Genomic DNA, 25,420 nt, shown 5'->3' on the forward strand with positions numbered 1-25,420 from the left:
CGCCCACCCCGCCAACCGCAATACATGATATAGCCAAGCCCAATGTCCGCGGGTGCTAGCGCTGGACCGACCATCAAAAACACGCGTTCCCTGGAGGGACCATGCGCAATATTCTTCGGGCCGTTCTGCTGGGTTTGACCCTGGCGATCGGCTTCGTTTCCGGTGCCTTCGCCCAGCATGGCGAGCCGGAAAAACTCTCGCTCGGCGTGCAGGCCACCGGCACGGTGAAATGGGAACTCGCCGCCATGCAGGCGCTCGAGCTCGACAAGAAGCACCACCTGGCGCTCGACGTCCGCGATGTCGCCGACAGCAAGGCCGGCCAGATCGCGCTGCAAGCCAAGGAAGTCGACGTCATCCTGTCCGATTTCGTCTGGGTCTCGATCCAGCGCCACCAGGGCAACATGGTCACCATGGTGCCGCACTCGCTGACCGTGGGCGGCCTCGTCGTCGATCCCGCCGCCGGCATTGCCACGGTCGCCGACTTGAAGGGCAAGACCCTCGCCGTCTCCGGCAGCCCGGTCGACAAGAGCTACGTGATCCTCGCCGCCTATTACAACAAGCTCACCGGCGGCAACCTCACCGAAGACGCTTCGGCCAAGTTCGGTGCGCCCCCGCTGGTCAACGAGCTGATCACCGGCGGCCAGGCCCAGGCAGCCCTCAACCTGTGGAACTGGAACTCGCGCGCCAGGCTGGCGGGGAAGACCGAGCTGATCTCGGTCGCCGCCATGCTGGCCGATCTCGGCGTCTCCGAAACTCCGCCGCTGCTCGGCTGGGCCTTCTTCGACGAGACCGGCCGCGAGAAGAAAGCCGCCATCAAGGGCTTCCTCGACGCCAGCTTCGAAACCAAGAACGCGCTGCTCACCGACGACGCGCTGTGGGACAAGATCCGCGACGTGATGAATGTCGGCGATGACGACGCGCTGTTCACCCAGCTGCGCGACGATTATCGTCGTGGCATCGTCACCAAATACGCGGCCTCGAGCATGAAGCCGGCCGAGGAATCCTTCGCCGTGATGGCCAAGTTCGGCGGCCCCGATGTCGTCGGGGATTCGACCGAACTGGCCGACGGCACCTTCTGGAAGGGCTATCGCAAATAGCCGTTGAACTGCGCGACAGTAGCATCGCAGCCGTAACCAATGGGCGGCAGCAGCGCGTGACCAGGCGGGGCGTTCCCCTCGAACTGATCAGCCTGCTGCTGCTTTTGGCCGGCTGGCAGGTCCTCTCGATGCTGTTCCCGTCGCGCCTGTTCCCCTCGCCCATCGAGGTCGGGGCACACGTCTGGACGCTTGCCACTACGGGCAAGCTCCTGCCCGATCTCGGCAAGACCCTCACCCGCGCCATCACCGCCTTCGTCATCGCCATGGCGCTCGGCACCGCCATCGGCATCGCGCTCGGCCGCTCGCGCGTCGCCGACCGGCTGTTCTCCACCTGGGTGGTGGTCGGGCTCAATGTCCCGGCCATTGTCATCGCCATCGTGCTCTACATCTGGCTCGGCCTCACCGAGTTCGCGCTGATCCTCGCCGTGGTGCTCAACAAGCTGCCGCTGGTCATTGCCACCATCCGCGAAGGCGTCCGCAGCTTCGATCCCGGCTATGACGACCTCGGCCGCGCCTTCCGCATGCCGTTCCTGCGACAGCTGCGCCTGATCGCCGTGCCGCAGCTGATGCCGTTCGTCCTCGCCGCGGCGCGCACCGGACTCAGCCTGATCTGGAAGATCGTCCTCGTCTTCGAGGTGCTGGGCTCCGATGGCGGCGTCGGCTTCCGCATCTCGGTGTTCTTCCAGTTCTTCGACATCAAGGGCATCTTCGCCTACACCACCGCCTTCATCCTCGTGGTCTTCGTCTTCGAGTACCTGATCCTCCGCCCGCTCGAAGGCCGGGTGCTGAAATGGCGGCAGCCGCGATGACCGGCCCCCGTCTCGATATCGCCGTCGACGGCAAGCGCTTCGATTTCCTGCCGGAGCCGCTGCTCGAACGCTTCGACCTCGTGGTCGAGCCCTCCTCGGTGGTCGCGCTGGTCGGCCCCAGCGGTGTCGGCAAGTCCACCCTGCTCCGTATGGTCGGCGGCATCGACACCCTGTTCTCCGGCACCGTCCGCGTCGACGGCGTCGCTGCCTCCGAAGCCCCGCCCGCCGGCTTCGTCTTCCAGGATGCGCGCCTCCTCCCCTGGCTCACCGCGCTGGGCAACATCCGCGCCGTTCGCCCCGAAACCACCGAAGCCGAAGCCACCGAAATGCTCCACCGAGTCGGACTCATCGGCTTCGAGCACTACTTCCCGCACGAACTCTCCGGCGGCATGCAGCGCCGCGTCGCCTTGGCCCGAGCCTTCTCGGTCAACCCGCGCCTGCTGCTGCTCGACGAGCCCTTCGTCTCACTCGACCGCACGTTGGTGCGCGAGATGGAGCAGGTGCTGTCCGTGCTCATCGACGCCAGCCGCCCCACCGTGCTGCTCGTCACCCACCTGCCCGAGGATGCCGCGATGCTGGCCGACCGCGCCATCGTGCTTAGCGGCCGCCCCGCCCGCATCGCCGCCGACCTACGCTTCGACATTCCACGCGGCAGTCGCACCCGTGAGCAGCGAGAACAGATCGCCAACCAGATCGCCGCCTCCGCCGGGACAGACGAGAAGGCCTTCGGATGACCGCCCCCGTCATCGCGCTCACCGACATCAGTAAGTCCTATGGCAACAACGAAGCGCTGAAGGGCGTCTCGCTGGATATCGCCCCCGGCGAGATCGTCGGCCTGCTCGGCCCCAACGGCGCCGGCAAGTCCACCCTGTTCCAGATCTGCTCCGGCCTCTTTTCCCCCGATGGCGGCCAGGTCAGCCTGTTCGGCATGGGCTACCAGGACCAGGCCTCCGAAATCCTCAAGCGCCTCGGCGTCGTCTTCCAATCCCGTTCGCTCGATCTCGACATGAGCGTCCGCGCCAACCTCAAATTCCACGGCAACCTGTTCGGCCTTTCCGGCAAGCTGCTGAAGGACCGCATCGACGCCGCAGCGTCACTGTTCGAAGTCACCGACCTCATCGACAAGCCGGTCCGCACCCTCTCCGGCGGCAACCAGCGCCGCATCGAAATCCTCCGCGCCCTGCTCAACCTCCCCGACCTCTTGCTGATGGATGAGCCGTCGGTCGGCCTCGACCCCACCACGCGAAAACTCCTCGGCCAGCACATCCGCACTGTCCGCGACCAGCACCAGGTCTCGATCCTCTGGGCCACTCACCTCGTCGAAGAAGTCGAACACGCCGACCGCATCGCGCTCATCGTCGCAGGGAAGATCATCCGCGTGGGCACGCCGGCCGAGATCATGGCGGCGGCGGGGACGGAAACGCTGACGGATGCATATATTGCGCTGACGGGGGCAAAGCCGGCCGCCGCGACCGCCGCTGCGGACTAGGCGCCGCCCTCCGAGCGTCACCGATAATTCCGAGGATCCGTCTTCCTGAACTCCCACGGCGCGTCGACCTTGGCGCCGGGCTGGAACACCCCAACCGCTGCCGCCTTGGCCTCCTCTTCCTGCGCAACGTAGTCCGGCGCCTGCTCGACATAAGCCCGCGCGATCCCGAGCCGCACCAGCTCCGCGCCAATATCCCTGCCTGCGGACGTGCACACGCCATACCGCCGGTTGAACTTGTCCGGCTCGCCCGGCTGCAGCGTGCAGCTCGCCTCACCCAAAGCTAGCAGCTCGCCCAGCGCCTGCCGTGCTGCGCCGTAGCAGTCCCACAGCAGATCGCCGACGAAGCACTTCTGCGGCCGCTCCGGCGCATCCACCGCCCAAAGGATCACCCGCTGCTTCTCCACCATGATGATGTCGGCATCGACGACCTTCGCCGCCCCGGTTACCACCTCCTGCGCCATCGCACCGGACGCGACCAGCGTCAGCGCCATGGCGAGGCGCAGTTTCATGCGTATCATTCGGCCCCCTGCACCCGCCCATCGGGCAGGATATTGCGTGTGAAAGTGCTGCCGGTGAACTGCTCGAGCTTCAGCTTGGCGCGGGTGAAGCGGTTGTCGCTGAGGGTGGCGCCGGCGAAGTTCGCATTGTTCAGCTCGGCACCGTAGAAATCAGTCAGCGAAATCGTCGCCGCCTTGAAGCTCGCTCCCGGCGCGCTCGCCTGCAGGAAGCCGGCACTGGTGATCGTGGTCTCGTCGAACTTAGTCCGCCCCACGCTGGCCTTCTCGAGATTGGTCCGCTCCATCGAAGCTCCCGTGAGGTTGGCATTGTTGAGCCGCACCTCCTTCATCACCGACCAGTCGAGGTCAGCCCCGCTGAGGTCGGCGCCGGTCAGCCGCGCATGCTGCATGCGCGTCGCCGTCAGGTCGGCCTTCTCCATCGTCGCCCCCGACAGCTGCGCCTCATAGAACATCGCATCCTTGAAATGCCCGCCGCTGAGATCGGCGCTGCTAAGATCGGCGAGGTTGAAGTTCGCCCCCTCCGCGTTCACCCCCGATAGGTTGGCACCCCTCAGGTTGGCCCGATGAAACGTCGTCCCGCTGAGATTGGCCCCCGAGAGGTCGACCCCTGCGAGGTTGGCCTTCTTGAAGCTCTGGTTGCTCAGGTCGCAGCCGCGGCACTCGGTGCGGACGCCGGCCTTCAGCTCCTCCACCGGACCGGCCAACGCCACACCCGGCAACAGCGCCAGCGCGAACAGCGCCATCCTCATCGTGTCTCTCCTGATCCCTCAGCGGACCGGCGTCGTGTCCGGCTCATAGGGCCTCTGCACCACCTCCAGCCGGGTCGCCGACTGGAAGTAGTTCTTGTTGATCTGCTGCGTCTCGAGGCTGATCGAGGTCTGCCCCTTCTTGCGGAAATAGGTGGCTTCAAGCCGCATCCGCGCATCGCCCTCCGGGCTGTCGGCGGTGCAGATCTCGTGCACGAACACCTTGCCCACCGGCAGCTGTCCATCGGTCGGCTTGAGGTTGTCGCAGCTTTGCGCCCAGCGCCCGTAGCGCGACTTGAGGTTGCGCGCCAGCGTCACCGCCACCCGCCGCTCGCGGTCGGCGGCGCGCTCGTCGGTGACGATGCGGATGCCGCGGGCGATCCCCCCGCCGTCGATCAGCACCGAATAGACCACCGGATGCGCATAGATCGACGTGCCGCCCTGCATCACGCGGTACTCCGCCTCCAGCGCCCTCGCGATGTAGTCGGCCTCGTCGTCATTGGTGAAGAACACCTCGTGCAGCCCTGACGCCTCCGCCGGGCATTTCTCGAACTCCGAGAAATCCCTGAGCGGCGTCGACGGCGGCCCGCCATTGGTGCCGCAGGCGATCTCGGCGACCTCCTCGGGCGGGATCTGGCTGACCGGCGCGCCGAACTTGATGTCCCAGATGGTGTAGGCCGGCACCAGGTTGACGTCGAACTGCGCCAGCGCCGGCGGCGTCACCGCCACCGCGCCCAACATGCCCACGCAGAACAGCAGCAGGCGCAGCCGCATCGCCTACTTCTTCAGGAAGGCGCAGGCCTTCTCAGCCGAAGCGCCGAAATAGAACGCGCAGTCCTCGTACGTCGCCTTCGGCTTCCCCTGGATGTGGGTCTGGATGTAGGCGACGAGGTTGATGATGTCCTCGTGCTTGATCGCCTTGCCCTTGTGCGGCTCCTGGCCGGCCTCGAAATCGGCGGCCTTCATGCCGTAGCAGCGATCGTCCTTGTAGGCCTGGCTGTCATGGTACGGCATCGGCGTCCCCGGGATGCCGCAGCTGATGATCTCGATAAAGCCCTGCGCATCGAGGCCGGATTCGCGCAGCAGCGCCGCGGCGCCTTCCGAGCGCGGGTTCTTGCCCAGCCCGTTGCCGTCCCAGCCGTGGCAGGAAACGCAATTGCCGCCCCGGCTGCCAAACACCACGACGCCGCGTTCGATACCGGCACCGGCGAGCAGCGGGTCGAGTTCCACCGCAGCTGCATCGGTCGGGGGCGCTTCGGCGGGAACGGCCGTCTCCGCCGCCGGGGCGTTGGCCGGCGGCTGCGCCGCGTAAAGCGCCAGCGGAGTGGCGGCAAACAGGCCCGCTGCAACGAGCAGTGCCAGGGATTTCCGGGACGGAAGGGACATCTAAAACTCTTCTCTCTTCAATGAGTTGTGCCGGGCGGCGAACCGCCCGGCAGCGTTACTGTGTCCGTCTCGCAAGACCCGTCAGAGCGCGAACACGTAGAGGACGTTGGCCGCCGGCCGGTTGGCGAGCTCGGGATAGCCGAAGGTGGTGACGGCACTGCCGCCAGCCGCGATCGCGACGTACTCCTTGTCGCCGACCTTGAAGGCGATCGGCGGGGCGCTGAACGTGCCACCCACATTGATCGACCACTTCTGTTCCAGCGTCTTCGCGTCATAGGCGCCGAACGTGCCGTCCATCTCGCCGGTCCAGACGAGGCCCGGAGTGGTCATCACGCCGGCATAGTTCGGATACGGACGATCGATCTTGGCAACCTGCTTGCCAGTGGTGACGTCGAACGCAAAGATCGCGCCGGTCTGGGCACCCGAAGCGGCCGCCGCACCGCCCGCGAAGGTCGAATTGCCGGGCGCCACGTCTTCCGGAGCCTTGGCTTCGACGGTCAGGTCGGAACAACCTTCGATGCCGGCGCCGTAGGCAATGTTGCTGGTCGAGTCGACAGCCGGCGGCCAGAAGTTCATGCCGCCCTGGATGTTCGGGCAGGTGTTCACCGTCTCGCCGCCACGACGCATCGTGCCGTTGGCATAGACCTGCAAAGGCTTCGACGCATCGTACTCAACCGGCTTGCCGGTCTTGGGGTCGATCCCCTTGGTCCAGTTCAGCTTGCTGACATAGGGGTTCGCCGCGATGAACGAGCCGTTGGTGCGGTCGAGCGTGTAGAAGATGCCGTTGCGGCCGAAATGCGCCAGGACCTTGCGATCCTCGCCTTCCACCTTGGCATCGACGAGCAGCTGGGCGCCGACTTCGTCATAGTCCATGTAGTCGCCCGGGGTGTACTGGAAGTGCCACTTCAGCGCGCCCGTGTCGGCGTCGAGCGCCACGGTCGAGTTGGAGTAGAGGTTGTCGCCCGGTCGATATTCCGGATCGTACATCGGCACCGGGTTGCCCGTGCCCCAATAGGTGGTGTTGCTGGCTTCGTCATACGAACCCGTCACCCACGCCGCCGCGCCGCCGGTCTTCCAGCAGTCGGGGTTGCCCGACTGGTCACAGAGCCAGGTTTCCGAACCCGGCTGGCCTGGCTCCGGCACAGTGTAGAACCGCCAGACCTCCTCGCCGGTCTTGGCATCGAGTGCCGCAACCCAGCCGCGCGTTGCCCAGTCACCATAGGATTGCCCGACGAGGATCTTGTCCTTCACCACCAGCGGCGCGTTGGTGAAGCCTTCGCCCGGCTCCTTGCCGACCTGCTGGTCCCACACCACGTCGCCGGTCTCGTCGTCGAACGCCATGACACGGCCGTCGTTGAGCGCGGTGATCACCAGATTGTCGACCAGCGCCAGACCGCGCGAGGCGAGGAGGATTGCCCGGCTCGGGTCCTTGTCGACGCCGGTATCGCCGACCCACACGGTCTTGCCGGTTTTGCCGTCCGACGCGTCGATCTTGTAAGGCGTGCCCCACGGGTCCGAGATGTAGAGGAAGCCGTCCTTGGCGAGCGGGGTCGCTTCCATCGAGCCGGCGCCGAACCCTGCGGGCTCCGAGCCGCCGAGCGGCACCGCGAAGGCGAGCTTCAGGCCCGAAACGTTGTCGGCGGTGATTTCGCTCAGCGGCGAGAAGCGGTGCGCGTCATAGGTGCGGTGCACCATCAGCCAGTTGCCGGCCTCCGCCTCGCTGCCCGCGGCAGAAAGCCGCTCGGCCGTCACATCAGCCGCAATTGTCAGGCCCGGCAGTGCCAGCATGCTGCCGGCCAACATGGCGGCCAGAAGGTGTTTCAGGCGCATAGTCTCCCCCTCTTCAAGGATCAGTTCTTAGGTAGGCGTTGGCGCCACATAAGACCGATGCGCGGGGAAGTTTGCCTATGTCATCTATTGGTAATTCTGCTGCACCCCGGCAGCCACACGGCCCCCGGCCAACTCTTTCTCCGGCCGCGCCCGTTCCGGCACCGGCAGTTCCAGCACACTGTCGGCGGGGACGTTCTGGGCGTATTCGTGCCGGCAGAAATCGGTCAGCCGCCTGAAGATATTGGCATAGCCCGGCAGCGTCATCAGGTGCTTGGGCATGGCAAGGACGATCGAGCGGTCCATGCCGGGGAGCGTATGGACCTTGAGCCGCGTCCGCACCGAATTGGGCAGGCTCGGCAGCAGCGACAGCGGCACATGCGTGGTCGCCAGTCCCTCCGCCACGATGTCGGTCGCCGCCACGTAGGTCATCGCCGAGAAGGTCGGCGTCGCGTAGGGCAGGTTGGCGCGGTACCAGGCATCCGACACCGGCCGCATCGGCACATTGGCGCTGATCTCGACGTAGCGGGTGAGCGACCCATCGAGCTGAGAGGCTTTGACCCCTTTGGTCAGCGCCCTCTCCAGCATCCCCTCCGGCAAATCCGCCGGCACCACCAGCACCATCGGGTCGCGGAACAACAGCGACGTAGCGAACGACGAGCGGTCCTCGGCCAGCGCCTCGTCATTGACGATCACACAGTTGAGCTGGTGCAGCCGCAACTGCTCGACCAGCTCGCTGCTGGTCGTCGCGTAACTCACCTCGAACTTCGCAAAACCCTGCTCATCGCTGGCGATGCGCGCCGCCGCCGACAGGAACCGCCCGCGCAGCGTCGGCGACAGCCCGATCCGCAGGAACACCCGGCTATCGACATAGCGTTTCTCGTGCTCGTCGATCGCCTGGTCGAACTTGCGCAGCACATCGTCGGAGAACTTGAACCAGTACTCGCCCGACGGCGTGAGGCTCACCGCGCCGGTGCGGTTGCGGTTGATCAGCTGGGTGCCCAGCCGCTCTTCGAGCTTCGCCAGTTGCTGGCTGATCGAGGGCTGGCTCAGCCCGACGCGCCGCGATGCCTTGGTGATCGATCCTGCGATCACCACGGCGCGGAAGATCTGCATCTGCTTGAGCGTGATATCCATGAGGGCCCTGATTTCTGGCCCTCTATGTCAGCACAATACGTCACATTCGATAAGCTAATAGAACGTCGCATACCCCCCATTTGTGGGGTGCGCGAAAAAGCCCTCCCCCGGTTCAGGAGAGGGCTCTGATAACGCTGTCAGATTTGACTTACTGCGCGGCGGGCGCCACGCCATCGGCGGGAGCTGCGGCAGCCGAGAAGGTGGTCAGGTAGGCAACGACATTGTCGATGTCCGCCTGCTCCTTGAGCCCCGGGAAGCTCATCTTGGTGCCCTTCACGAAGTCCTTCGGCTTAACCAGGAACTGGTGCAGCGTCTCGGCCGACCACACCAGCCCGCCGGCGCCGGCATCGGTCATCCCCTGGGAATACTTGAAGTCCGGGGCCGTGCCGGCAGTCCGGCCGATGAGCAGGTTCAGCTCAGGCCCGACCTTGTTCTTGGCGCCCTCGCCCACCGCGTGGCAGGACGCGCACTTCTTGAACACGGTGGCGCCTGCTGCCGCGTCGCCTTCGGCAAAAGCCGAACCGGCGAGCAGCGCCGACATCACCAAACCAAGGGCCAGGACTTTCATTCACATTCCTCCAAGCGCGCGCCGGATGGCCCGGCGTCAGTCACGTTGGGCAATCTCTGGCGACGGCGTTGGTTGCGGTCAAGCGACGACACGTCGCACCGCCTTCGGGTGTGCTTAGCCCAAAAAGCGCTGGCACAGCACTTGCTTAGCATCCGAGGGCGCTCCACCCACCGACGGTGGTCGTTGCCAAGCTGGCGATCACAAATGCCGGTTCCGCAGCCGCCGGATCCCCAGAAACACCAGCAGCACGACCACCGGCGCCGCCACCGCCAGCATCTCGCCCTTGGTGAACGGCAGCACCTCGTGCAGCCCCTCGAAGATGTACCCAAGGATCCCCAGCGCGTAATACGAGATGGCGATGATCGACAGCCCCTCGACCGTCAGCTGCAGCCGGTACTGGCTGCGCCCGGTCTTGCTGATCGCATCGAGCACCGAGCGGTTCTGCGTCTGGATGGACAGCGTGATCCGCGCGTCCAAGAGCTCGATCGAGCGCTGCACCTTCTGCGTCAGCGCCGTCAGCCGCTTCTCCATAGCCTTGCAGGTGGCGAGCGCCGGGTGCACCCGGTTGTTGAGGAACCGCTCGATGGTGGTGAACTCACCGATCGCATGCTCGCGCAGCCGCGTCAGCCGCTCCGCCAGCACCTCGCCATAGGCCTGCGTCGCGGCAAAGCGGAAGCTCGTCTCCTCTACCGTGCGGCTGATCTCGACGCTCAACTTATGCAGCGCCGCCAGCGACACCTCGTGGTCCTCGGCGGTGTCGCCCTCGCCCACCTTCTGCATGATACCCGCGAGCTGCCGCTCATAGCCCGACACCCGCCCGCCCAGCTCCCGCGCCAGCGGCAGCCCGATCAGCGCCATCGTTCGGTAGGTTTCGATCTCCAATAGCCGCCGGACGATCACCCCGATCCTGAGCTCACCGCTCCGCCCCGCCGCCACCTCGAAACGGGTGAACCCGTCGGCATCAAGGTGGAAGTCGGTCGCCGCCTGCGCCCCATCGTCGAAGATCGACGAGTAGCAGAGGCTGAGCGGGTTGAACCCGGCCAGCGCCGCCTCGCCAATGGTGTCCGTCGGCATCACGTCGATGCGTGTCGCGAACACCAGCAGCAGCTTCTCGTGCAGCTCGAGCCCGATGCCCGCGGGCTTGGCGTCCCAGTCATCCGCCGCCCCGGTCCAGGTCATGGTGGCGAACTCGTTGTGCAGCTCCCACGTCACCCGTCGCCCGTCGCGGCTGAAGGCGAGCTGCCGCGCCCAGGCCGGCCCTTCCGGCGCCACCCCGGCCACCACGCCCATCTGGCTGTGCAGCGCGCGCAAGTCGGCGCCGCCATCGGCGCTCATGAACGCCAGCCGCCGGATGCGGATCGGCGGGGTCATGCCCAGCACCGGCCGCGCATGCGTCTCGGCATCGATCAGCCGCCGATATTGATGCTCACGCCACTCCGCCATCTGGCCTGTCCTCAACTGTGCCCGACACCAGCCTGACTGCTCCCGAGGGGCGCAGCAATCGGCACCTTTGTCGCGCCACTAAAGGCCAAGAGCTGCAGGCCACGTTGGCATTTCCAATGCGATGCATAGGCGGAGACGATCTCCCCCTCATGCTAGCGGTTGCGGCAACGAGCTCGCCCCGGACGAAGCGAGCCGGTCGGGTGCGGAGGAACGGGTTTGGACGACGTGAAAGCAGCGGTCATCGGACCGCCCATCGAGCGGCGCGACTACACCCCCGTCCTGCGCTGGCTGATCGTCAACGTGCTCGTCGCGCTCGGCCTCATCACCCTGTGGCAGCTCGGCTTCCTCGGTTCGGTCCTCGCCTCCGACCACACCCGCATTTCGTTGCTGATCTTCGCCATCTTCGTCATCACCAGCCTCCATTGCCTGATGCAGGCCATCGACATCAGCCGCGAACTGATCGCCGCCCGCCGCGCCCGCGCCGTGATCGAGGCCGAAAGCGCCACCGGCTTCCGCCTCGCCGGCGGGCATGTCCTCACCGGCGCCGGCACCCTGCTCGAACCGGGCCTGCTCACCGCCCATGTCGGCAACCTGGTGAAAAAGGCCGATATCCGCGGCAAGGGCCAACTCGACCAGACCCTGCTGCTCCGCACCGTCGCCGACAAGCTCCGCTCCCGCGAAAAGATCGGCCTCTTCGTCTCCGAGGGCCTGCTCCGCCTTGCCCTTCTCGGCACCGCTATCGGCTTCATCCTGATGCTGATCCCGATCGCCGGCCTCACCTCGTTCGACGCCGAAACCCTACGCGGCGCACTATCCGGCATGACGGGCGGCATGGCCGTCGCGCTCAACGTCACGGTCGCCGGCATCGCCACAGCGCTGGTCCTCAAGTTCCAGTATTTCCAGCTCGATGGCGCCATCGGCGAGCTGTTCTCCCTCATCGCCGAGGTCTCCGAGATCCACGTCGTCCCCGCCATCGAGCGGAGCCACGATGGACGGCCCTAGTCTTTTCACCGGCGCCGAAAGCGACGACGGCACCTTCGTGCCGTTCACCGATATCCTGTTCAACGTGCTGCTCGGCTTCACCATGATGGTGTTCGTCGCCTTCGCGCTGATCCGGCCGGACGCCAAGTCGGGCATCATCGACACCAACGCCGAATTCATCATCACCACCACCTGGCCCGACGACAACGACGACGACATCGACACCTACGTGCAGGACCCGACCGGCAACGTCGTTTGGTACCACTCGATGCAGAAGGGCTTCGTCACCCTCGATCGCGACGATCGCGGCAACTACCTCGACGAAGTCACCGTCAACGGCGTCACCCACCACATCGCGCTGAACCAGGAAACCGTGACGGTCCGCGGCATCCTGCCGGGCGATTACGCCGTCAACATCTACCACTTCACCAACCCCAGCGCCGCCGCCGTGCCGGTGACCATCAAGGTCGAAAAGATCAACCCCAAGCTGTCGGTGGTCTATTACGACACGCTCGTGCTCGATCACAAAGGCGACGAGAAAACCGTCGTCCGCTTCAGCCTCGACAAAGACGGCGCTGTCGGCAACATCAACACCGTGCCGGTGTCGCTGATCCAGGCGGTGCGCAAGTGAACCCGCTGATCATCGTCGGCGCCGTCGCGCTGTTCCTCGTCCTCGCGCTGCTGCTGCTCAGTCTCAACCTCACGTCTCTGTGGAAGTGGTGGATCAAGGCCGCCGCCATCGTCGTGACGCTAGGCTCGGTGCTGGTCTTGTACTTCACCATGACCGGGCTCGTGGGCTGGGCCAGCCCCGGCGAAATGCCCAGGCGCTTCGGCCTCCTCGCCACCCGCATCGTCGAGCCCGACAAGCTCAACAACCTGCCCGGCGCCATCTATCTCTGGGTCGAGGAAGTCGACGACCGCCAGATCGTCATCAGTCCGCCCCGCGCCTTCGAGGTGCCCTACAAGGTCGAGATCGCCACCGAGGTGGCGTCCGCCCAGCAGCAGATCGAAGGCGGCGGCAAGGTGCTCGGCCAGTTCGCCGCCACCGGCAACGAGGAGGCCAACGCCGCCCAGACCGCCCAGCAGCACGGCCAGGGCGCCATCAACACCGACGGCAACGCCAACCTCTCGGCCAGCGGCGGCGGCGAAGGGGCCGAAAAGATCGGCGACCCCGGCGCCCTAACCTTCTCCGAAATGCCCCCCGTCGCCCTCCCCGACAAGGCCGTTATCCAGATGGGGCAGTAGCCCACCGACCTCTCAGTGATCCTCCCCCGCATGGCGGGGGAGGGGGACCGGCGAAGCCGGTGGAGGGGGCGGCCAGAGTCGCGGAAACCTACTTGCTCAGCGCATCCGCCGCATAAGTCAGCGCATGCTCCACCGCGCGGATCTCGACCACCAGTGGCGCCACCTTCGGGTCCGATTCCCACGCCGCGAACCCGCGCTGCTTGGCCAGTTCCGCCAGGTCCGTCGCCCGCTGCCCGACGATCCCTGCCGCCGTCCGTGCCTCGGCCAGCGCATCGCTGCGCACCGAGTCCGGAGTCTGCGGATTGTTGGCGAGGCTCTGCAGCCGCTTGGCGTTGATCTTCCACTGCCGCGCAAACTCCTCGGCCCGCGCCAGGCGGAACGAGATGACTGTATCGCTGAGTGCTGCCTCTCCCATGCCCCCACCATTGATTCGGGTCCACGAAGAGTCAATTTGGCGCGCCGATTTTGATCGCCAGATGGCGGCCGTCACTAAACTAGTGGCTTGAGGTCACCCAGCAGCGTCGGCACCAGTTCGCTCACCGTCGGGTGCACATGCATGGTGCGGATGATGGTATCGACATCAACCCCCGCGGCCATCGCCTCGAGCAGCGACTGCATCACCTCGTCGCCCTCGATCCCCAGCAACGCCACCCCGAGGATTTGCCGCGTCTTCGCATCGGCGAACACCTTCATGAACCCCAGGTTCTCCGCCCGCTCGTTGGCCCGGCTCACCCGCGTCATCGGCCGCGTTGCCACCAGCGCCGGCCGCCCGGAGTTCCGCACCTCCGCCTCGCTCATCCCCGCCCGCCCCAGCGGCGGATCGATATAGAGCGCATAGGCCGGCACCCGCTCGCTCACCTTGCGGTCCGCCCCATCGAGCAGGTTCTGCGACACGATCTCGAAGTCGTTGTACGAGGTATGGGTGAACGCCCCACGCCCGTTCACATCGCCCAGCGCATAGATATGCGACTGGTTGGTCCGTAGCTTGTCGTCGACCTCGATGAACCCCTCGTCGTCCAGCGCGACGCCGGCCCTCTCGAGCCGCAGATCCTCGACATTGGGCACCCGTCCCACCGCCAGCAGCAGGTGACTGCCTTCGACCTCCTGGCTGCCCGCCGCATAGCGAACCGCCACGCCGTCGCCCCGCCGCTCGGCCGCCATACAGCCCGCATTGGTGATGACCCGGATCCCCTCCCCCTCGAGAATGTCGCGGATTGCCGCCGACACATCCTCGTCCTCCTTGGCCGCGAGCCGAGGACTGCGTGCCAGTACCGTCACCTCGGCCCCGAAGCGGCGATACATCTGCGCAAACTCGAGCCCGATATACGACCCGCCGACAATCACCAGATGCCTGGGCAGCGTATCGAGCTCGAGCACCGAGATATTGGTGAGATGGGGCACGCCCTCGGCCCAGTCCGGCACCACCGGCCTTGCGCCGGTATTGAGGAAGATCTCGGCCCCCTCGAGCACTTCGCCATTCACCTCGACCTCGTGCGGCGAAACGAACGCCGCCGAGCCGCGGAACACCGTGATGTTCGGCGTCGACTCCATCCAGTCGTCGAGCCCCTGGCGCGAGGCCAGCACGATCTTCTCCTTGCGCGCCTTCACCGCCGCCATGTCGACGCTCACCGGCCCGGTCGAAATCCCGAAATCCGCCGCCCGCCGCGCCAGCCACGCCACCCGCGCGCTCGCCACCAGGGTCTTGGTCGGCTGGCAGCCATTGTTGACGCAGGTGCCGCCCATGAACCGCCGCTCGACCAGCGCCACTTGCCGTCCCGCGTCGGCCAACCGCGCTGCGAGAAACGGGCCGGCCTGCCCGCCCCCGATGACGATGGCGTCGAACGATCGGCTCATGCGTGCTCTCCTATCCCGGCGCGCAAACCTTAGCCGCCCACCGCCAATCTCGAAAGCGGCCCGAGTCGGGCCGCTTGGGAACTGGCGCCCTGTACGCGCCGTTCATAGCTCGCCTGCAGCAACGCCTCTTCGCGCCGCACGCTGTCGCTGTTAGGCTGATGTGGTCTGCATTAGGGTTGGCGCGCCATCCCGGTCGCGCCCCTCACTTCGGGGGAATGACAATTGCCCGGTAAATCGAAGGCAGCCGACGCCGCTGCCATGGTCAACGACGACGCCATCCGCCAGCGCGCCTACTACATGTGGGAAGCTGACGGCCGCCCTGACGGCAAGCACGATCACTACTGGCGCCTCGCCCACCAAGAGGCGACCCATGCCTTCGCCGAAGCCACCGCCAACGGCGTCGCCAAGGCCACCAAGGGCAAAAACCCCAGCGCCATGCCGGCCGCCGTCAAATCGCCAAAGCTGGCAAAGGACGCAAAGCCCGTGAAGGCCAAGGCGGAAGCCAAACCCACCAAGAAAGCCGCGACCAAGCCAAGAGCCGCCGTCCCTGCGAAGAAGGCGAAGTAATCGGCACCAGCCTATCGGTGATCCTCCCCCGCGCGGCGGGGGAGGGAGATCATGCGAAGCATGGTGGCGGGGGCGGCCCTACGCACGGGCGGCCGCTAACCTTTAGTCCAGCGCCGCGATCGCGATGATCTCGACCTTCAGCGCCGGGTGCGCCAGGCGCGCCTCGATCGCCGCGCGGGCCGGCGGGTTGGCCGGATCGATCCACGCGTCGTAGACCGTGTTCATCGCCGCGAAATCGGCGATGTTGTTGAGCACCACCTGGCAGAACAGCACCTTGGACTTGCTCGAGCCAGCGTCGGCGAGGAGCTTGTCGATCGCCGCCAGCACTTCGCCGGTCTGCTTTTCGATCGTGCCGTTGTAGTCGGTCGCGACCTGCCCGGCGAGATAGACGGTGTTGCCGTGGACGACGGCCTGGCTCATGCGCTTGCCGGGCTGGTAACGGGTGATGCTCATCGGATGCTCCTCAATAAATGGCGGAGCCTCTGTAGCGGCTGCATCACCGGGGCGAAAGGGGGGAACGGCACGCCCGCTCCCCTCACGATCCTAGCGCGGCGAAATCACCCGCTTGCGGGTCCGGCCCCACAGCACGAAGAGCGACAGCGCCAGCAGCACCAGGTTGATCGGCAGCGTCATCGCCGTTTCCCCGCGTGTGGCGTGGAGAATAATCGCCGCCACCTGCACGATCGTCAGCCCCAGCGCCGCCAACGGCGTGAGGAACGGCAGGATGCGGGTTGCCGCCGGCAGGATCAGCCCGATCGCGCCCAGCACTTCCATCAGCCCGACGAAGCGGACGAAGAGTTCCGGCAGCGTCGTCGCATAGCCCATGCCCATGGCGGCAAGTCCCGCCATCGGCTGGCTGAGCTTCATCCAGCCCGCCATCACGTACATGACGGCGAGCAGCACTTGCGCCACCCACAGCCCGATATTCAACCAGTTCGTGCGCCGCACGGCGCCGGCTTCGATAGTCATCTCATTGTCCTCGGAAGTTTGGATCTGTCAGTGCTTGACGACGATCTTGCCGCGCGGGCCGGCGGCGAGCGCCTGGTGCGCCTTGCCGAGTTCGGCGAGGGCGAAGGTCTTGGCCACCGGGATCGTCAGCTCGCCACGGCCCGCCGCGTCGGCGATCTGCTGCAGCTGCTTGCCGTCCTGCTGGTGATAGACGGTCTGGAACGCCACGCTCGGGTTGGCCCCCTCAGGCGCCTGCACCGAGGAGCCGATCTTGCCGCCGTCGCGCACATGCTTGACCGCGTTGGCCGCCGCCGGCTGCACTGCGGCAACCGCAAAGTCGAACTCGGCCTTGCCCGGCGCCACGGTGATATCCAGCGCTTCGCCAGCGAGCTTTTCGCCTTCGGCCAACTCATCGGGCAACACGCCCGCCACGGGCTTGGCGCCCAGTTGCTTCAGATAGTGGACCGCGACGCGCCCGACCGCGCTCAGCGCGCCGGCGACCAGCACGCGATCGCCAGCCTTGACGCCCAGCACATCAACCACCTGCCGTCCGGTGAGCCCCACCAGCGGCAGCGTCACGCCGGTCTCGTAGTTCACGTTGGCGGGGAGCTTGGCGACGCCGTTGACCGAGGCCACCCCGTATTCGGCATGCGCCCCCGCCCCGTTGACCGGGAAATTGGCGATCACCCGATCGCCCACCACAAAGCCGCTCACATCAGGCCCGACCGCCGCGATCGTGCCGGCGCCGTCACCGCCCAGGATCGCCGGCAGCGCCAGCGGGATCATCTGGGCCATATAGCCCTGCCGGACGAAGAGATCGAAATGATTGACCGCCGATGCCTCGAGCTTGACGAGCACTTCGCCGGCGCCGGGAGTGGGCACCGGGACGTCTTCAAGCTGCAACTGATCGACATCGCCATAGGACTGCAGACGGACCGCTTTCATGATAGGACTTGCTCCAGGGTTTGTTCGTCACTAGATACGATAGGGTACACTATCGTTTCGCGATACGATATGGAGCATTATCGTTTGAAGGTCAAGCGGGCATGAAGGATTGGGCTGCCGATCACCCCAAGGCGAAGCTTATGGCGCGCAAGCGTGCGGCTATCCTCGCGGCGGCAAAGGATATTTTCCTCGAGCAGGGCTTCGAGGGCGCCAGCATGGAATCGATCGCGGCGGCAGCCGACGTGTCCATCATGACCCTTTATCGCCACGCCGAGAGCAAGGACGACCTGTTCGCCGCCGTCATCGCCAGCGCCTGCGATCCCAATGACGAAGAGGAGCAGGCCGGGTTCATCGAGCTGATGAAGCGGCCGCTGGCCGAGGTGCTGGTCGAGGTCGGCATGATCGCCCAGGCGCGGCTCGCCAATCACGAGACGGTGGCGCTGATGCGGGCCGTGATGGCCGAAACCGCACGCTTCCCGCAGCTGGGCGAGACCGCCTATAGCGGCTTCGTCGGTCACCTCGAGCAGTTCGCCGAAGTGGTCCTTGCCGAAAAGCCGGAATCGCGCGACCTCGGCACAGCCGAGCACAAGCGCCTCGGCGCCCTGTTCATCGACCGCCTGTTCGGCGCCGACATGCTGCGCGTCCTGCTCGGCCTGGGCGGCGTCTCCCCGGCCGACTGGCGCCAGCGCGCCATCCGCGCCCGTGACGAGGTGATTGAGCAGATGGAAGCCTTCGCCCCCGCCGCGAGCTGAGCGCCCCCTACTGCAGCGCCTCGACCTCCAGCCCCGCCAGCCGCTCGGGGTCGGCGACAACTTCGATCTCCGTCACCCGTGCCCCGACCACCGTAAAGCGCAGGGCGCGGAACAGCTGCCCGTCCCGCATCACCACAATGCCCGCCTGGCCATCGACCAGCGCCAGCTGCGCCTGCGGCATGAAGCCGGCAAGTGCGCGCGGCGCGACATTCTCGGCGCCCGCTGCCACTAATGCCACCCCCGCCGGCACGGCCAGCCGGTCGGCCCGCAGCACCACCTGCGGGTCGAGCACCGCCAGCAGCGCCGCGAGGTCCCCGCCCCGCGATGCCCTGAGATAGGCCTCCACCACCTCGCGATGCCGTTCGCGGCTGGGCTCGACGCTTTCCGATCCACCTTTCACCCGCCGCCGTGCCCGGCTCGCCAGCTGTCGCGCCGCCTCGGTCGATTTGCCGACGATCGGCGCGATCTCCTCGAACGGCAGGTCGAACATGTCGTGCAGGACGAACGCCACCCGCTCCGGCGGCGGCAGCGTCTCCAGCACCACCAGCAGCGCCACCCCCAGCGAGTCGGCCATCGCCAGCTCGCGCTCCGGATCGTTCCCGTCGGCCAGCGTCTCCGCCGCCGTCGGCAGATCCAGCGGCTCCTCGCGCAGTGACTTCCGCGCCCTGAGCATATCGAGGCAAACCCGCGCCACCACCGTGGTCAGCCAGCCCGAGAGATTGCCGACCCCACTCGTGTCCGAACGGCTGAGCCGCAGCCACGCCTCCTGTACCGCATCCTCGGCCTCCGTCGCCGAGCCCAGCATCCGGTAGGCCACGCGCCTCAGGTGCCCGCGATCCGCCTCGAACCGGCCGGCCAGGATTTTCTCTTCGTCCATCGTCACATTCCTCGATCGCGCTCCGTCATAGCACTGACGAACGACATCGCCCGGGTGTGACAGCACCGGCCGAGAATCCGCTCCGTCACACGAGAAAAACCGGAGAACCGACATGCAAGCCCGTATGACCAACCCCGCCTTCGCCGTCCCCGACGCCATGCCGGCCCTGCAGGCCATCAGCCGCGCCGCCATGGCCAATGACGGCGTCTCACACCTGATCCACGCCCTCGTTCACCTGCGCGCCAGCCAGATCAACGGCTGCAGCGTCTGCGTCGACATGCATGCGGCGGACCTGAAGAAGCTCGGCGACACCGACCGCCGCATCATTGCCGTCTCGGCCTGGCGCGAGGCGCCGTGGTTCACCGCCCCGGAACGCGCCGCCCTGGCGCTCGCCGAAGCCGTGACCCGCATCAGCGACCGTCCCGACCCGGTCCCCGATGCGGTGTGGGACGAAGCCAAGGAGCACTACGACGAAGCGGCGCTGGGCGCCCTCGTTCTCTCCATCGCCAGCATCAACCTGTGGAACCGCCTCAACGCCGCCACCCGCCAGATCGCCGGCGCCTGGAAGGCGTAAGGGGAGGCCTGATCCTCCCCCGCCTGGCCACAACCTCAGAGACTGGCGGGGTGATCACCTCACCCCGCCCTCTCCCCTCAAGCCGCCTGCGGCCGCCAGGCGATAACCCCCTCGGTCCGCGCCCGCACCTCGGGCGAGGCGAGGCACGTCGCCACCGCCTCATATCCCGCGGCGCCCGGATAGGGCGCCACTACCGTTGGCGGGCTGTGATTGGCCGGGCAAAGGATGATCGCCTCATCCGCCCCCACCGCCCCCAGGTCGAGGATCGCGTTCGACCGCGTCATCACGAACAGCGATCGTGCCCCTTCGCCCCGCCGCCGCAGATGCGCGATCACCGCCTCCTGCGACGCCTGGTCCAGCCCCTGCTCGATCATGTCGATCACCAGCACGTCCGGCCCATCCGTCTCCAGCCCCGCCACCAGCGCCGTCAGCGCCTCGGACTCCGTCGCGCCATCATCGACCAGCCAACCCAGCGTCGCCGCGACCCGCTGCTTCAGCCCGGCATCCCCCACCATCCGGCTTTCCGCCGCGCTGCCATCCACCAGCCGGTCCAACCCCAGGAACATCGCCCCCGGCACCGCCTCCGCAAGCTTCTGCGCCAGCTTGGTCTTGCCGCTCCCCAGCGGCCCGATGATGTAGTTGATCGCGCGGATCTGGCCCAGATCGAACCGCTCGCCGCCCCACGGCCACGGCAGCTCGAACCCGACGCTCCGCGCCGGCTCCGCCATCAACCCCGCCAGTTCGCCGCTCACCGGGGTCTCGCCGCGCCTCAGCCGCTCGCGCAGCTGCCGCAGCCGCTCCATCATTCCGGACAGCTGCTGCATCCGGCCTTCGAGCACGCCTTGATGCGCCGCCAGCGATGCTTCCAGCTCCCGTGCATCTCCCCCGAGCACCCGCGCCACCTGCGCAAGGCTCAGGCCGAGCGCCCGCATCGCCGCGATCTCGCCGGCCCTGGCCATCTGCTCCGGCCCATATGTGCGCCACCCAGCCGCCGTGCGCACCGGCACGATCAACCCGCGCTGCTCGTAAAGCCGTAGCGCCTTGGCGGAAACTCCGAGCCGGCCGGCGGCATCGGAGGCGTTCAGAAACTCAGTCGAGGACCCCATGGAATCACCCTTCATTTGCTTGACCGCCTCCCTTATCGGAGCGGCCCCAAGGGCCGAGTCAACCGGGATCGTCACGCCGGGTGCTCGAAGGCGAAGCCGGCATAGTCCACCTGCGCTATCGCGTGCTGCGCTGACGGGGCGGGCGGAGCGATCGCCGGCCTACGTGGGGCAACAGCCCCGATCACGCCGGCTTGCGGTACAGCATCACCCGTTCGGTCACCCTCACGCCCTCGAACCGCTTCACCTCGGCCGCCAGGTTCGCAAAATACCCCGTCCGTTCCAGCGGCACGTCGACCAACCGCCGCGCCGCCGCCATCGCATCCGGAGCGTCCACCGTTTCCGGCGCGCTGGCGCTCGGCGGCGTGGCCAGGAAATCGTAGAGCGTCACTTCATACCGAGGCATCGTCCCCGCACCGACCTGCGATCTGATCGCAGGAGCTTATCGGCGCGTGGCTGACAAACAGCTGACCTTCGGGCTGTGAAGTTATTTGCCCCCGCCGGACTTGACGTTGTTCGAGGCGGCATAGAACATGCCAGTCTATCACCACCGTAGCCTGTACTTCTTTGGGGGGAAGCACAATGCGTACGATTCTCTGCGTGATTTTCGGCTCATTGTGCCTCGTTTCATCTGTATTCGCCCAGTCGACTTCGCTGCCAAGGAAGGATTGGATGGTGAAGGGCTTCGAGGCCGCGCTCGCCGATCCTTCCGAACAGGTCGCAGCAGAAGCCGTGATCTTCGCCGGCCACCTGGTGGCAGACGTACCCCTTGGCGAAAGAAGCACGCATGTCGTTGACCGGCTGCTCAAGCTCCTGGAAACCTCATCGGCACGGCGCGCCACCCTCGAAGCCCTTGCCGTCGTGCCCTCGGGGGCCGACACCCACCGGATCGTCGACAGCCTGATCGAGGCTGCAGCAAAAGGCGACGTCGACGCGATATCGGCCCTGGGGACGATGGAGCACGGCACTCAAGGCGCGCGCATCATTGCCGCACTGTTCGAGCAACTCGACGCAGAGACCAGCAATGGTATCAAGTCCGACATCCTGATCGCGCTCGCCAAGCTGCCTCTGAACGCGCAGCAGAAGGCGAGCTTCGCCGACACTCTGGTGTCGATCTTGCCCGATCGCGACGACGTCATTGACCCTGATGTAATCGTTGGTCCCGAACCAGTTGATGCCGTGCCCACTCCGGACCTGGCCCGCATCGTTGCCGATCGTCTGATTTCCGCCGCGGACAAGCATCCGATCGCTTGGATAACCGCGGCCAAGGGGCTTGCTAGGCACGATCTGGGGGATCGGCGGCCGGTTATCGTCGACACACTCATCAAGCATCTTCAGCAGCCCGATCCCATCGTCGCGCGGGTCGCCGCCAACGCGCTGGCGGACATCCCGCCCGATGGTTCGTCGAGAAAGGCGGCCGTGTCGGCACTGCTGAAACTCTTCGGCGGCGCCAACGCCGAGCTTGCCGCCGCCGCGATGGCGACCATGGGCAAGATGCCCTTGGGTGACGATGCGCCACGGGTGGTTGAAGCCCTGCGGCTCCAACTCAAGGGAACCCGACGGGTCGCGGCAGCCGCCGCTCTGGGCACCACAGATCTGGGTTCAAAGGCCGACGCGATCATCACGTCTCTCCAGGCGGTGATCGAGCAGGAGGAGGAGTACGACGCCCGGGCCGCAGCGGCGACCGCATTGGCGACCATGCCGCTGGGCGATCGCACCGCCCAACTCTACCCCGAAATTCTTGCTGTCCTGAGCGAGGGGAACGGTAGCATCGCCGCCGAGGCCCTCGCCGAACTTGCAACGCATGATCCTGCGCAGCGGGACCGGGTGATCGACGTCGCGCTGCCTTTGCTCGCGACTGAGAACCTCCCACTGCAACGCGAGGTGGCATACCTGTTTGAGAAACTGCCACTGGGGACACGCAAGGCTCAGGTGATCGACCGGTTTCTGCCGCTGGCGGATCCGGCCAACCCGGGCCAACCAGAGATGCTCGCAACCCTGGCAACACTGGCCGCCGGCGAAGCGCGCAAAGACGTAGCGGACCGCTTTCTCGTGCTGCTCAAGTCCGAAAACACCGACATTCGGGACGCGGCGATCGATGGGTTGGCGACCCTTGGACGCGAGTTGGACAAGGATGAGGTGTTGGACGCTCTCCTTCCGCTGCTCCCCGGTTCTCGCGCCTCGATCATCGATGCGATCGGCGCGCTCAAGTTCGACGTTGCACCAGACAAGATGGTCGACGCACTGCTGCCGCAGATCGGTGCATCACCAGGCGGTTTGGCAACCACCCATGTCCTGAGCGCGGCTCCCTCCAAGTACAAGTTCGCCGAAGTCATCGGCGCCATTTTGGGCCTGCGCGAATCGAGCCTGAAATCGGCGAACTCAGCCGCCCTCAACGGCATCGCCAGCTTCGGCCCCGTAGGGGTGCCCGGGACGATCGCGGCGATCAAGCTGATCCAGACGCGCAGCGACAAATCGGTGCCCAAGTTCCGCGCCGCAGCGCACATCGCGATTGGCGACGACCCTGACAGCACCCTGCTGCTCTCCCTCCTGGGAGCGCCCATGGAGCCTGCGATTGCGGCTGTCTCCGCCGATCCCGTCAAGGCCAGCGCGGCCATCCGGCTGATCCATTCCAACTGGCAAGCGCTGGCCGCGGAATCCTCGGCTCGCAAGGAGGCAGAGGAGGTGATCATGCGCATCATCTATGCCGCCTGCGGCAAACCCGCCGGAACCAATTTCCTCCAGCAGCTCTTCAATGGCGCGATCGGCGCGGTCGTCGACATAGCCACCACCGGCAGCTTCCGGACCTGCTGGACGCCGGCACAGCGGGCGACCATCGAGCAGGTCCACGCCAGCTTCATCCAGGCCGGCTCCAGTTACCAGCAGCCGCTTGGCGATCACCTGTCGGCGGAGAGCCGGGTCCCCATCTTCAATTCCCTGAGCTACGGCGTCGTTGGCTGGATCGCCTTCTGGGCGGCGCTCTTGCTTGTCTTCCCCTATTCGCCGGTGGTGCAGGCCGCTTTCTTCTACAATCCCAAGCTGCGCGAATACCTGAGCGTCTGGACCGTGCCGCTGCTGCTGTTCGCGGTGCCATACTTCCGCGGGCGAATCCTCGACACCTTCCGTGAGGACCTCATCCGCGATGCCAATCCCGAGGGCTTCGTCCAAAGGCTCGGCTATTTCGACAGCGGCGAAGCGGAACTGGGAGAAGCCAAACCCGCACCCCTCAAGAACATCCTGCCCAACCTGCACGGCATCGTCGTTGTCCGCGGCGAAGCCGGGCTCGGGAAATCCAGCGCCCTCAGATGGCTAGCCATCAACCGGCCGCATGTGGCCTTCCTCAATGCGCGCGACTGCGCCGTGGGGGTTGATGTCGCCATCGCCGAGCGCATCCACCGGCTTCAGGAAGCAGACTTCATCAAGAGCCTCGTCCATATCCGGGCCCTGACCGTCATCATCGACGGCCTCAACGAGGTCTCGGCCGGCACCCGCGAGAACATCGGGACATTTGCCCGCGAGGGGGCGCGGGGCGACATCTTCGTCGGAACCCAGCCCATCGACTGGACCGAGCCCGCCGGCTCCACACGCCTTGCACTGCAGCCCTTGCGCCGGGAGTTGGCTGCCGAGTTCCTGAAGTCCCGACCAGTAGGCGCCGACTCTGAATCGCCGCGCCACGGCAAGCCTTACGAGGAGGCGGTCGACGAATTCCTGCGTGAGGCGCTGGATCTGGTGCCCACCGATGAGTCGCAGGCCGCCGCCCTGATGCTGTCGAACCCCTTCGACCTGTCCCTAGCCGCCGATCTCCTCGCCAACGGCACGATGCCGAAGGCGACGGCGCTGATCGACGAGGCCTTCCACCTCGCCGACACCGACGAGGACGACGGCTTTCGGGTGCTGCATGCCGGCCAGCAGTTCCCGCTGCTGGCCTTTGGCGACAATGCAATCAAGATGCGCCTCGAAGACCGCAACTGGTTCCGAAACGACGAGTACGTTGACGAGACCCGCAGCCTGCGCAAGTGGCGACTGGTCGTCGAGCGCAGCGCCTACACGGCCGCCGGTGAAGAGCAGCGCCTCCAGTTTCGTCACGACCGGGTGTGGGATTTCTTCATCGCCGCGGCCTTCAGGCTGGAGCCCAAGCTTTGGCTGGAGCATCTGAACGACGCCAGGTTCCGCGGCGCCTATCTCCGGATCGCCGAGACCTGGCCACTCGAGGACGCGAGGAAGGTGGGAGAAAGACTGGTTGCGGCCGCGGCAAAGAGCGGCGATCACACGACCAGCGATGCTTTCGTAAATCGCCTCGAACGCCGGCTGGAGGAGGAAGACAAAACGGATGATCCCAACTTGACCAAACCCATGTCCAAAACGCTGGCGACCGAGATTGCCGACCGCACCCTCGCGGTGGTCAATCCGCAGAACCGTCCGCTGGCCCTCAACGCCGCACTGCAGCGCCACGCCATCAGGCCGGTCTCGACCCCACCCGCCGATCAGCTGCTCGATCGCACCGCGATCGTCGCCTGGCTGCTCGCCACCTACGCGCCAAGCACGTAGCGCGCG

Annotated in this window: 26 protein-coding genes and 1 pseudogene; 11 read left to right on the forward strand and 16 right to left on the reverse strand. The window is 66.3% G+C overall.

Features of this window, described 5'->3' with window-relative positions; genetic code table 11:
* Positions 1 to 101: 101 nt before the first annotated feature.
* From AC1DYL_RS10045 to AC1DYL_RS10060, 4 genes and pseudogenes are all read left to right on the forward strand, one after another.
* Positions 102 to 1,097, forward strand: coding sequence for an ABC transporter substrate-binding protein (locus AC1DYL_RS10045; protein WP_477173016.1), 996 nt, complete (start codon positions 102 to 104; stop codon positions 1,095 to 1,097).
* Between the two features lie 56 nt (positions 1,098 to 1,153).
* On the forward strand, positions 1,154 to 1,906 hold the full coding sequence (locus AC1DYL_RS10050) for an ABC transporter permease (RefSeq protein ID WP_477173017.1): 753 nt from the start codon (positions 1,154 to 1,156) through the stop codon (positions 1,904 to 1,906).
* Positions 1,903 to 2,640 (forward strand): ABC transporter ATP-binding protein, encoded by a 738-nt coding sequence (locus tag AC1DYL_RS10055; RefSeq protein WP_477173018.1) that lies wholly within the window; start codon positions 1,903 to 1,905, stop codon positions 2,638 to 2,640. The genes AC1DYL_RS10050 and AC1DYL_RS10055 overlap by 4 nt, the downstream gene beginning before the upstream one ends.
* A 68-nt stretch (positions 2,641 to 2,708) precedes the next feature.
* Positions 2,709 to 3,395: pseudogene (locus AC1DYL_RS10060) on the forward strand (ATP-binding cassette domain-containing protein); the annotation flags it as partial.
* 17 nt (positions 3,396 to 3,412) lie between these two features.
* Here AC1DYL_RS10060 and AC1DYL_RS10065 read toward each other — a convergent pair.
* The 8 genes from AC1DYL_RS10065 to AC1DYL_RS10100 all read right to left on the reverse strand — a co-directional run bounded on the left by AC1DYL_RS10065 (position 3,413) and on the right by AC1DYL_RS10100 (position 11,020).
* Positions 3,413 to 3,913, reverse strand: coding sequence for a thermonuclease family protein (locus tag AC1DYL_RS10065; protein WP_477173019.1), 501 nt, complete (start codon positions 3,911 to 3,913; stop codon positions 3,413 to 3,415).
* The gene (locus AC1DYL_RS10070; protein WP_477173020.1) at positions 3,910 to 4,662 is read right to left on the reverse strand and encodes a pentapeptide repeat-containing protein; all 753 of its coding nucleotides are present in this window, start codon (positions 4,660 to 4,662) and stop codon (positions 3,910 to 3,912) included. Before AC1DYL_RS10070 ends, AC1DYL_RS10065 begins: the two co-directional genes overlap by 4 nt.
* Before the next feature lie 18 nt (positions 4,663 to 4,680).
* Positions 4,681 to 5,433 (reverse strand): hypothetical protein, encoded by a 753-nt coding sequence (locus tag AC1DYL_RS10075; RefSeq protein WP_477173021.1) that lies wholly within the window; start codon positions 5,431 to 5,433, stop codon positions 4,681 to 4,683.
* Between the two features lie 3 nt (positions 5,434 to 5,436).
* On the reverse strand, positions 5,437 to 6,045 hold the full coding sequence (locus AC1DYL_RS10080) for a c-type cytochrome (RefSeq protein WP_477173022.1): 609 nt from the start codon (positions 6,043 to 6,045) through the stop codon (positions 5,437 to 5,439).
* Positions 6,046 to 6,126: 81 nt separating this feature from the next.
* Positions 6,127 to 7,875 carry an outer membrane protein assembly factor BamB family protein gene (locus AC1DYL_RS10085; RefSeq protein WP_477173023.1) on the reverse strand — a complete coding sequence of 583 codons (1,749 nt, stop codon included), beginning with the start codon at positions 7,873 to 7,875 and terminating at the stop codon, positions 6,127 to 6,129.
* 84 nt (positions 7,876 to 7,959) lie between these two features.
* Positions 7,960 to 9,009, reverse strand: coding sequence for a LysR family transcriptional regulator (locus tag AC1DYL_RS10090; RefSeq protein ID WP_477173024.1), 1,050 nt, complete (start codon positions 9,007 to 9,009; stop codon positions 7,960 to 7,962).
* A 148-nt stretch (positions 9,010 to 9,157) separates the two neighbouring features.
* Positions 9,158 to 9,577, reverse strand: coding sequence for a c-type cytochrome (locus tag AC1DYL_RS10095; protein WP_477173025.1), 420 nt, complete (start codon positions 9,575 to 9,577; stop codon positions 9,158 to 9,160).
* Between the two features lie 198 nt (positions 9,578 to 9,775).
* Positions 9,776 to 11,020 (reverse strand): DUF3422 family protein, encoded by a 1,245-nt coding sequence (locus tag AC1DYL_RS10100; protein ID WP_477173026.1) that lies wholly within the window; start codon positions 11,018 to 11,020, stop codon positions 9,776 to 9,778.
* A gap of 216 nt (positions 11,021 to 11,236) precedes the next feature.
* Between AC1DYL_RS10100 and AC1DYL_RS10105 the strand changes: the two genes are divergently transcribed.
* Genes AC1DYL_RS10105 through AC1DYL_RS10115 form a run of 3 tightly spaced genes read left to right on the forward strand, consistent with a single transcriptional unit; the run spans position 11,237 to position 13,246 of the window.
* Entirely contained in the window at positions 11,237 to 12,022 is a 786-nt protein-coding gene (locus AC1DYL_RS10105) for a hypothetical protein (RefSeq protein WP_477173027.1), read from the forward strand.
* Positions 12,009 to 12,632 (forward strand): hypothetical protein, encoded by a 624-nt coding sequence (locus AC1DYL_RS10110; protein WP_477173028.1) that lies wholly within the window; start codon positions 12,009 to 12,011, stop codon positions 12,630 to 12,632. The genes AC1DYL_RS10105 and AC1DYL_RS10110 overlap by 14 nt, the downstream gene beginning before the upstream one ends.
* On the forward strand, positions 12,629 to 13,246 hold the full coding sequence (locus AC1DYL_RS10115) for a hypothetical protein (protein ID WP_477173029.1): 618 nt from the start codon (positions 12,629 to 12,631) through the stop codon (positions 13,244 to 13,246). Before AC1DYL_RS10110 ends, AC1DYL_RS10115 begins: the two co-directional genes overlap by 4 nt.
* An 88-nt stretch (positions 13,247 to 13,334) precedes the next feature.
* Here AC1DYL_RS10115 and AC1DYL_RS10120 read toward each other — a convergent pair whose 3' ends face one another.
* Both AC1DYL_RS10120 and AC1DYL_RS10125 read right to left on the reverse strand, forming a co-directional pair.
* Positions 13,335 to 13,661, reverse strand: coding sequence for a hypothetical protein (locus tag AC1DYL_RS10120; protein WP_477173030.1), 327 nt, complete (start codon positions 13,659 to 13,661; stop codon positions 13,335 to 13,337).
* A gap of 74 nt (positions 13,662 to 13,735) precedes the next feature.
* On the reverse strand, positions 13,736 to 15,100 hold the full coding sequence (locus AC1DYL_RS10125; protein WP_477173031.1) for an FAD-containing oxidoreductase: 1,365 nt from the start codon (positions 15,098 to 15,100) through the stop codon (positions 13,736 to 13,738).
* A gap of 222 nt (positions 15,101 to 15,322) precedes the next feature.
* Here AC1DYL_RS10125 and AC1DYL_RS10130 point away from each other — a divergent pair, with 222 nt between their 5' ends.
* On the forward strand, positions 15,323 to 15,667 hold the full coding sequence (locus AC1DYL_RS10130; protein WP_477173032.1) for a DUF2934 domain-containing protein: 345 nt from the start codon (positions 15,323 to 15,325) through the stop codon (positions 15,665 to 15,667).
* Between the two features lie 102 nt (positions 15,668 to 15,769).
* Here the strand turns inward: AC1DYL_RS10130 and AC1DYL_RS10135 are convergent, their stop codons facing one another.
* The 3 genes from AC1DYL_RS10135 to AC1DYL_RS10145 all read right to left on the reverse strand — a co-directional run bounded on the left by AC1DYL_RS10135 (position 15,770) and on the right by AC1DYL_RS10145 (position 17,560).
* The gene (locus AC1DYL_RS10135) at positions 15,770 to 16,120 is read right to left on the reverse strand and encodes a RidA family protein (RefSeq protein WP_477148384.1); all 351 of its coding nucleotides are present in this window, start codon (positions 16,118 to 16,120) and stop codon (positions 15,770 to 15,772) included.
* A gap of 90 nt (positions 16,121 to 16,210) precedes the next feature.
* Positions 16,211 to 16,636, reverse strand: a complete 426-nt coding sequence (locus tag AC1DYL_RS10140) for a DoxX family protein (RefSeq protein WP_477173033.1) — start codon at positions 16,634 to 16,636, stop codon at positions 16,211 to 16,213.
* A 27-nt stretch (positions 16,637 to 16,663) separates the two neighbouring features.
* Positions 16,664 to 17,560, reverse strand: a complete 897-nt coding sequence (locus tag AC1DYL_RS10145; RefSeq protein ID WP_477173034.1) for an NADP-dependent oxidoreductase — start codon at positions 17,558 to 17,560, stop codon at positions 16,664 to 16,666.
* Positions 17,561 to 17,661: 101 nt separating this feature from the next.
* Here AC1DYL_RS10145 and AC1DYL_RS10150 point away from each other — a divergent pair, with 101 nt between their 5' ends.
* On the forward strand, positions 17,662 to 18,312 hold the full coding sequence (locus AC1DYL_RS10150; RefSeq protein ID WP_477173035.1) for a TetR/AcrR family transcriptional regulator: 651 nt from the start codon (positions 17,662 to 17,664) through the stop codon (positions 18,310 to 18,312).
* Between the two features lie 7 nt (positions 18,313 to 18,319).
* Here AC1DYL_RS10150 and AC1DYL_RS10155 read toward each other — a convergent pair whose 3' ends face one another.
* Positions 18,320 to 19,189: a sigma-70 family RNA polymerase sigma factor gene (locus AC1DYL_RS10155; RefSeq protein WP_477173036.1), complete on the reverse strand. Its 870-nt coding sequence runs from the start codon at positions 19,187 to 19,189 to the stop codon at positions 18,320 to 18,322.
* Between the two features lie 112 nt (positions 19,190 to 19,301).
* On the opposite strand from AC1DYL_RS10155, the gene AC1DYL_RS10160 reads away from it, so the two are divergent.
* Positions 19,302 to 19,763: a carboxymuconolactone decarboxylase family protein gene (locus tag AC1DYL_RS10160; RefSeq protein ID WP_477148389.1), complete on the forward strand. Its 462-nt coding sequence runs from the start codon at positions 19,302 to 19,304 to the stop codon at positions 19,761 to 19,763.
* A 77-nt stretch (positions 19,764 to 19,840) separates the two neighbouring features.
* Here the strand turns inward: AC1DYL_RS10160 and AC1DYL_RS10165 are convergent, their stop codons facing one another.
* Positions 19,841 to 20,869 carry a MerR family transcriptional regulator gene (locus tag AC1DYL_RS10165; protein ID WP_477173037.1) on the reverse strand — a complete coding sequence of 343 codons (1,029 nt, stop codon included), beginning with the start codon at positions 20,867 to 20,869 and terminating at the stop codon, positions 19,841 to 19,843.
* 181 nt (positions 20,870 to 21,050) lie between these two features.
* Positions 21,051 to 21,272 carry a hypothetical protein gene (locus AC1DYL_RS10170; protein ID WP_477173038.1) on the reverse strand — a complete coding sequence of 74 codons (222 nt, stop codon included), beginning with the start codon at positions 21,270 to 21,272 and terminating at the stop codon, positions 21,051 to 21,053.
* 176 nt (positions 21,273 to 21,448) lie between these two features.
* Between AC1DYL_RS10170 and AC1DYL_RS10175 the strand changes: the two genes are divergently transcribed.
* Positions 21,449 to 25,414: an NACHT domain-containing protein gene (locus tag AC1DYL_RS10175; protein WP_477173039.1), complete on the forward strand. Its 3,966-nt coding sequence runs from the start codon at positions 21,449 to 21,451 to the stop codon at positions 25,412 to 25,414.
* Positions 25,415 to 25,420 lie beyond the last annotated feature (6 nt).

It is taken from the genome of Devosia sp. P1_H9, assembly GCF_056405135.1.

Bases quoted from the DNA above. Each gene is read 5' to 3' on its own strand.
- AC1DYL_RS10075 (WP_477173021.1), bottom strand. From the start codon at position 5,433: ATGCGGCTGCGCCTGCTGCTGTTCTGCGTGGGCATGTTGGGCGCGGTG.
- AC1DYL_RS10145 (WP_477173034.1), bottom strand. From the start codon at position 17,560: ATGAAAGCGGTCCGTCTGCAGTCCTATGGCGATGTCGATCAGTTGCAG.
- AC1DYL_RS10175 (WP_477173039.1), top strand. From the start codon at position 21,449: ATGCGTACGATTCTCTGCGTGATTTTCGGCTCATTGTGCCTCGTTTCA.
- AC1DYL_RS10165 (WP_477173037.1), bottom strand. From the start codon at position 20,869: ATGGGGTCCTCGACTGAGTTTCTGAACGCCTCCGATGCCGCCGGCCGG.
- AC1DYL_RS10170 (WP_477173038.1), bottom strand. From the start codon at position 21,272: ATGCCTCGGTATGAAGTGACGCTCTACGATTTCCTGGCCACGCCGCCG.
- AC1DYL_RS10120 (WP_477173030.1), bottom strand. From the start codon at position 13,661: ATGGGAGAGGCAGCACTCAGCGATACAGTCATCTCGTTCCGCCTGGCG.
- AC1DYL_RS10100 (WP_477173026.1), bottom strand. From the start codon at position 11,020: ATGGCGGAGTGGCGTGAGCATCAATATCGGCGGCTGATCGATGCCGAG.
- AC1DYL_RS10110 (WP_477173028.1), top strand. From the start codon at position 12,009: ATGGACGGCCCTAGTCTTTTCACCGGCGCCGAAAGCGACGACGGCACC.
- AC1DYL_RS10140 (WP_477173033.1), bottom strand. From the start codon at position 16,636: ATGACTATCGAAGCCGGCGCCGTGCGGCGCACGAACTGGTTGAATATC.
- AC1DYL_RS10045 (WP_477173016.1), top strand. From the start codon at position 102: ATGCGCAATATTCTTCGGGCCGTTCTGCTGGGTTTGACCCTGGCGATC.
- AC1DYL_RS10095 (WP_477173025.1), bottom strand. From the start codon at position 9,577: ATGAAAGTCCTGGCCCTTGGTTTGGTGATGTCGGCGCTGCTCGCCGGT.
- AC1DYL_RS10085 (WP_477173023.1), bottom strand. From the start codon at position 7,875: ATGCGCCTGAAACACCTTCTGGCCGCCATGTTGGCCGGCAGCATGCTG.
- AC1DYL_RS10155 (WP_477173036.1), bottom strand. From the start codon at position 19,189: ATGGACGAAGAGAAAATCCTGGCCGGCCGGTTCGAGGCGGATCGCGGG.
- AC1DYL_RS10125 (WP_477173031.1), bottom strand. From the start codon at position 15,100: ATGAGCCGATCGTTCGACGCCATCGTCATCGGGGGCGGGCAGGCCGGC.
- AC1DYL_RS10150 (WP_477173035.1), top strand. From the start codon at position 17,662: ATGAAGGATTGGGCTGCCGATCACCCCAAGGCGAAGCTTATGGCGCGC.
- AC1DYL_RS10160 (WP_477148389.1), top strand. From the start codon at position 19,302: ATGCAAGCCCGTATGACCAACCCCGCCTTCGCCGTCCCCGACGCCATG.
- AC1DYL_RS10090 (WP_477173024.1), bottom strand. From the start codon at position 9,009: ATGGATATCACGCTCAAGCAGATGCAGATCTTCCGCGCCGTGGTGATC.
- AC1DYL_RS10055 (WP_477173018.1), top strand. From the start codon at position 1,903: ATGACCGGCCCCCGTCTCGATATCGCCGTCGACGGCAAGCGCTTCGAT.
- AC1DYL_RS10135 (WP_477148384.1), bottom strand. From the start codon at position 16,120: ATGAGCATCACCCGTTACCAGCCCGGCAAGCGCATGAGCCAGGCCGTC.
- AC1DYL_RS10065 (WP_477173019.1), bottom strand. From the start codon at position 3,913: ATGATACGCATGAAACTGCGCCTCGCCATGGCGCTGACGCTGGTCGCG.
- AC1DYL_RS10080 (WP_477173022.1), bottom strand. From the start codon at position 6,045: ATGTCCCTTCCGTCCCGGAAATCCCTGGCACTGCTCGTTGCAGCGGGC.
- AC1DYL_RS10070 (WP_477173020.1), bottom strand. From the start codon at position 4,662: ATGAGGATGGCGCTGTTCGCGCTGGCGCTGTTGCCGGGTGTGGCGTTG.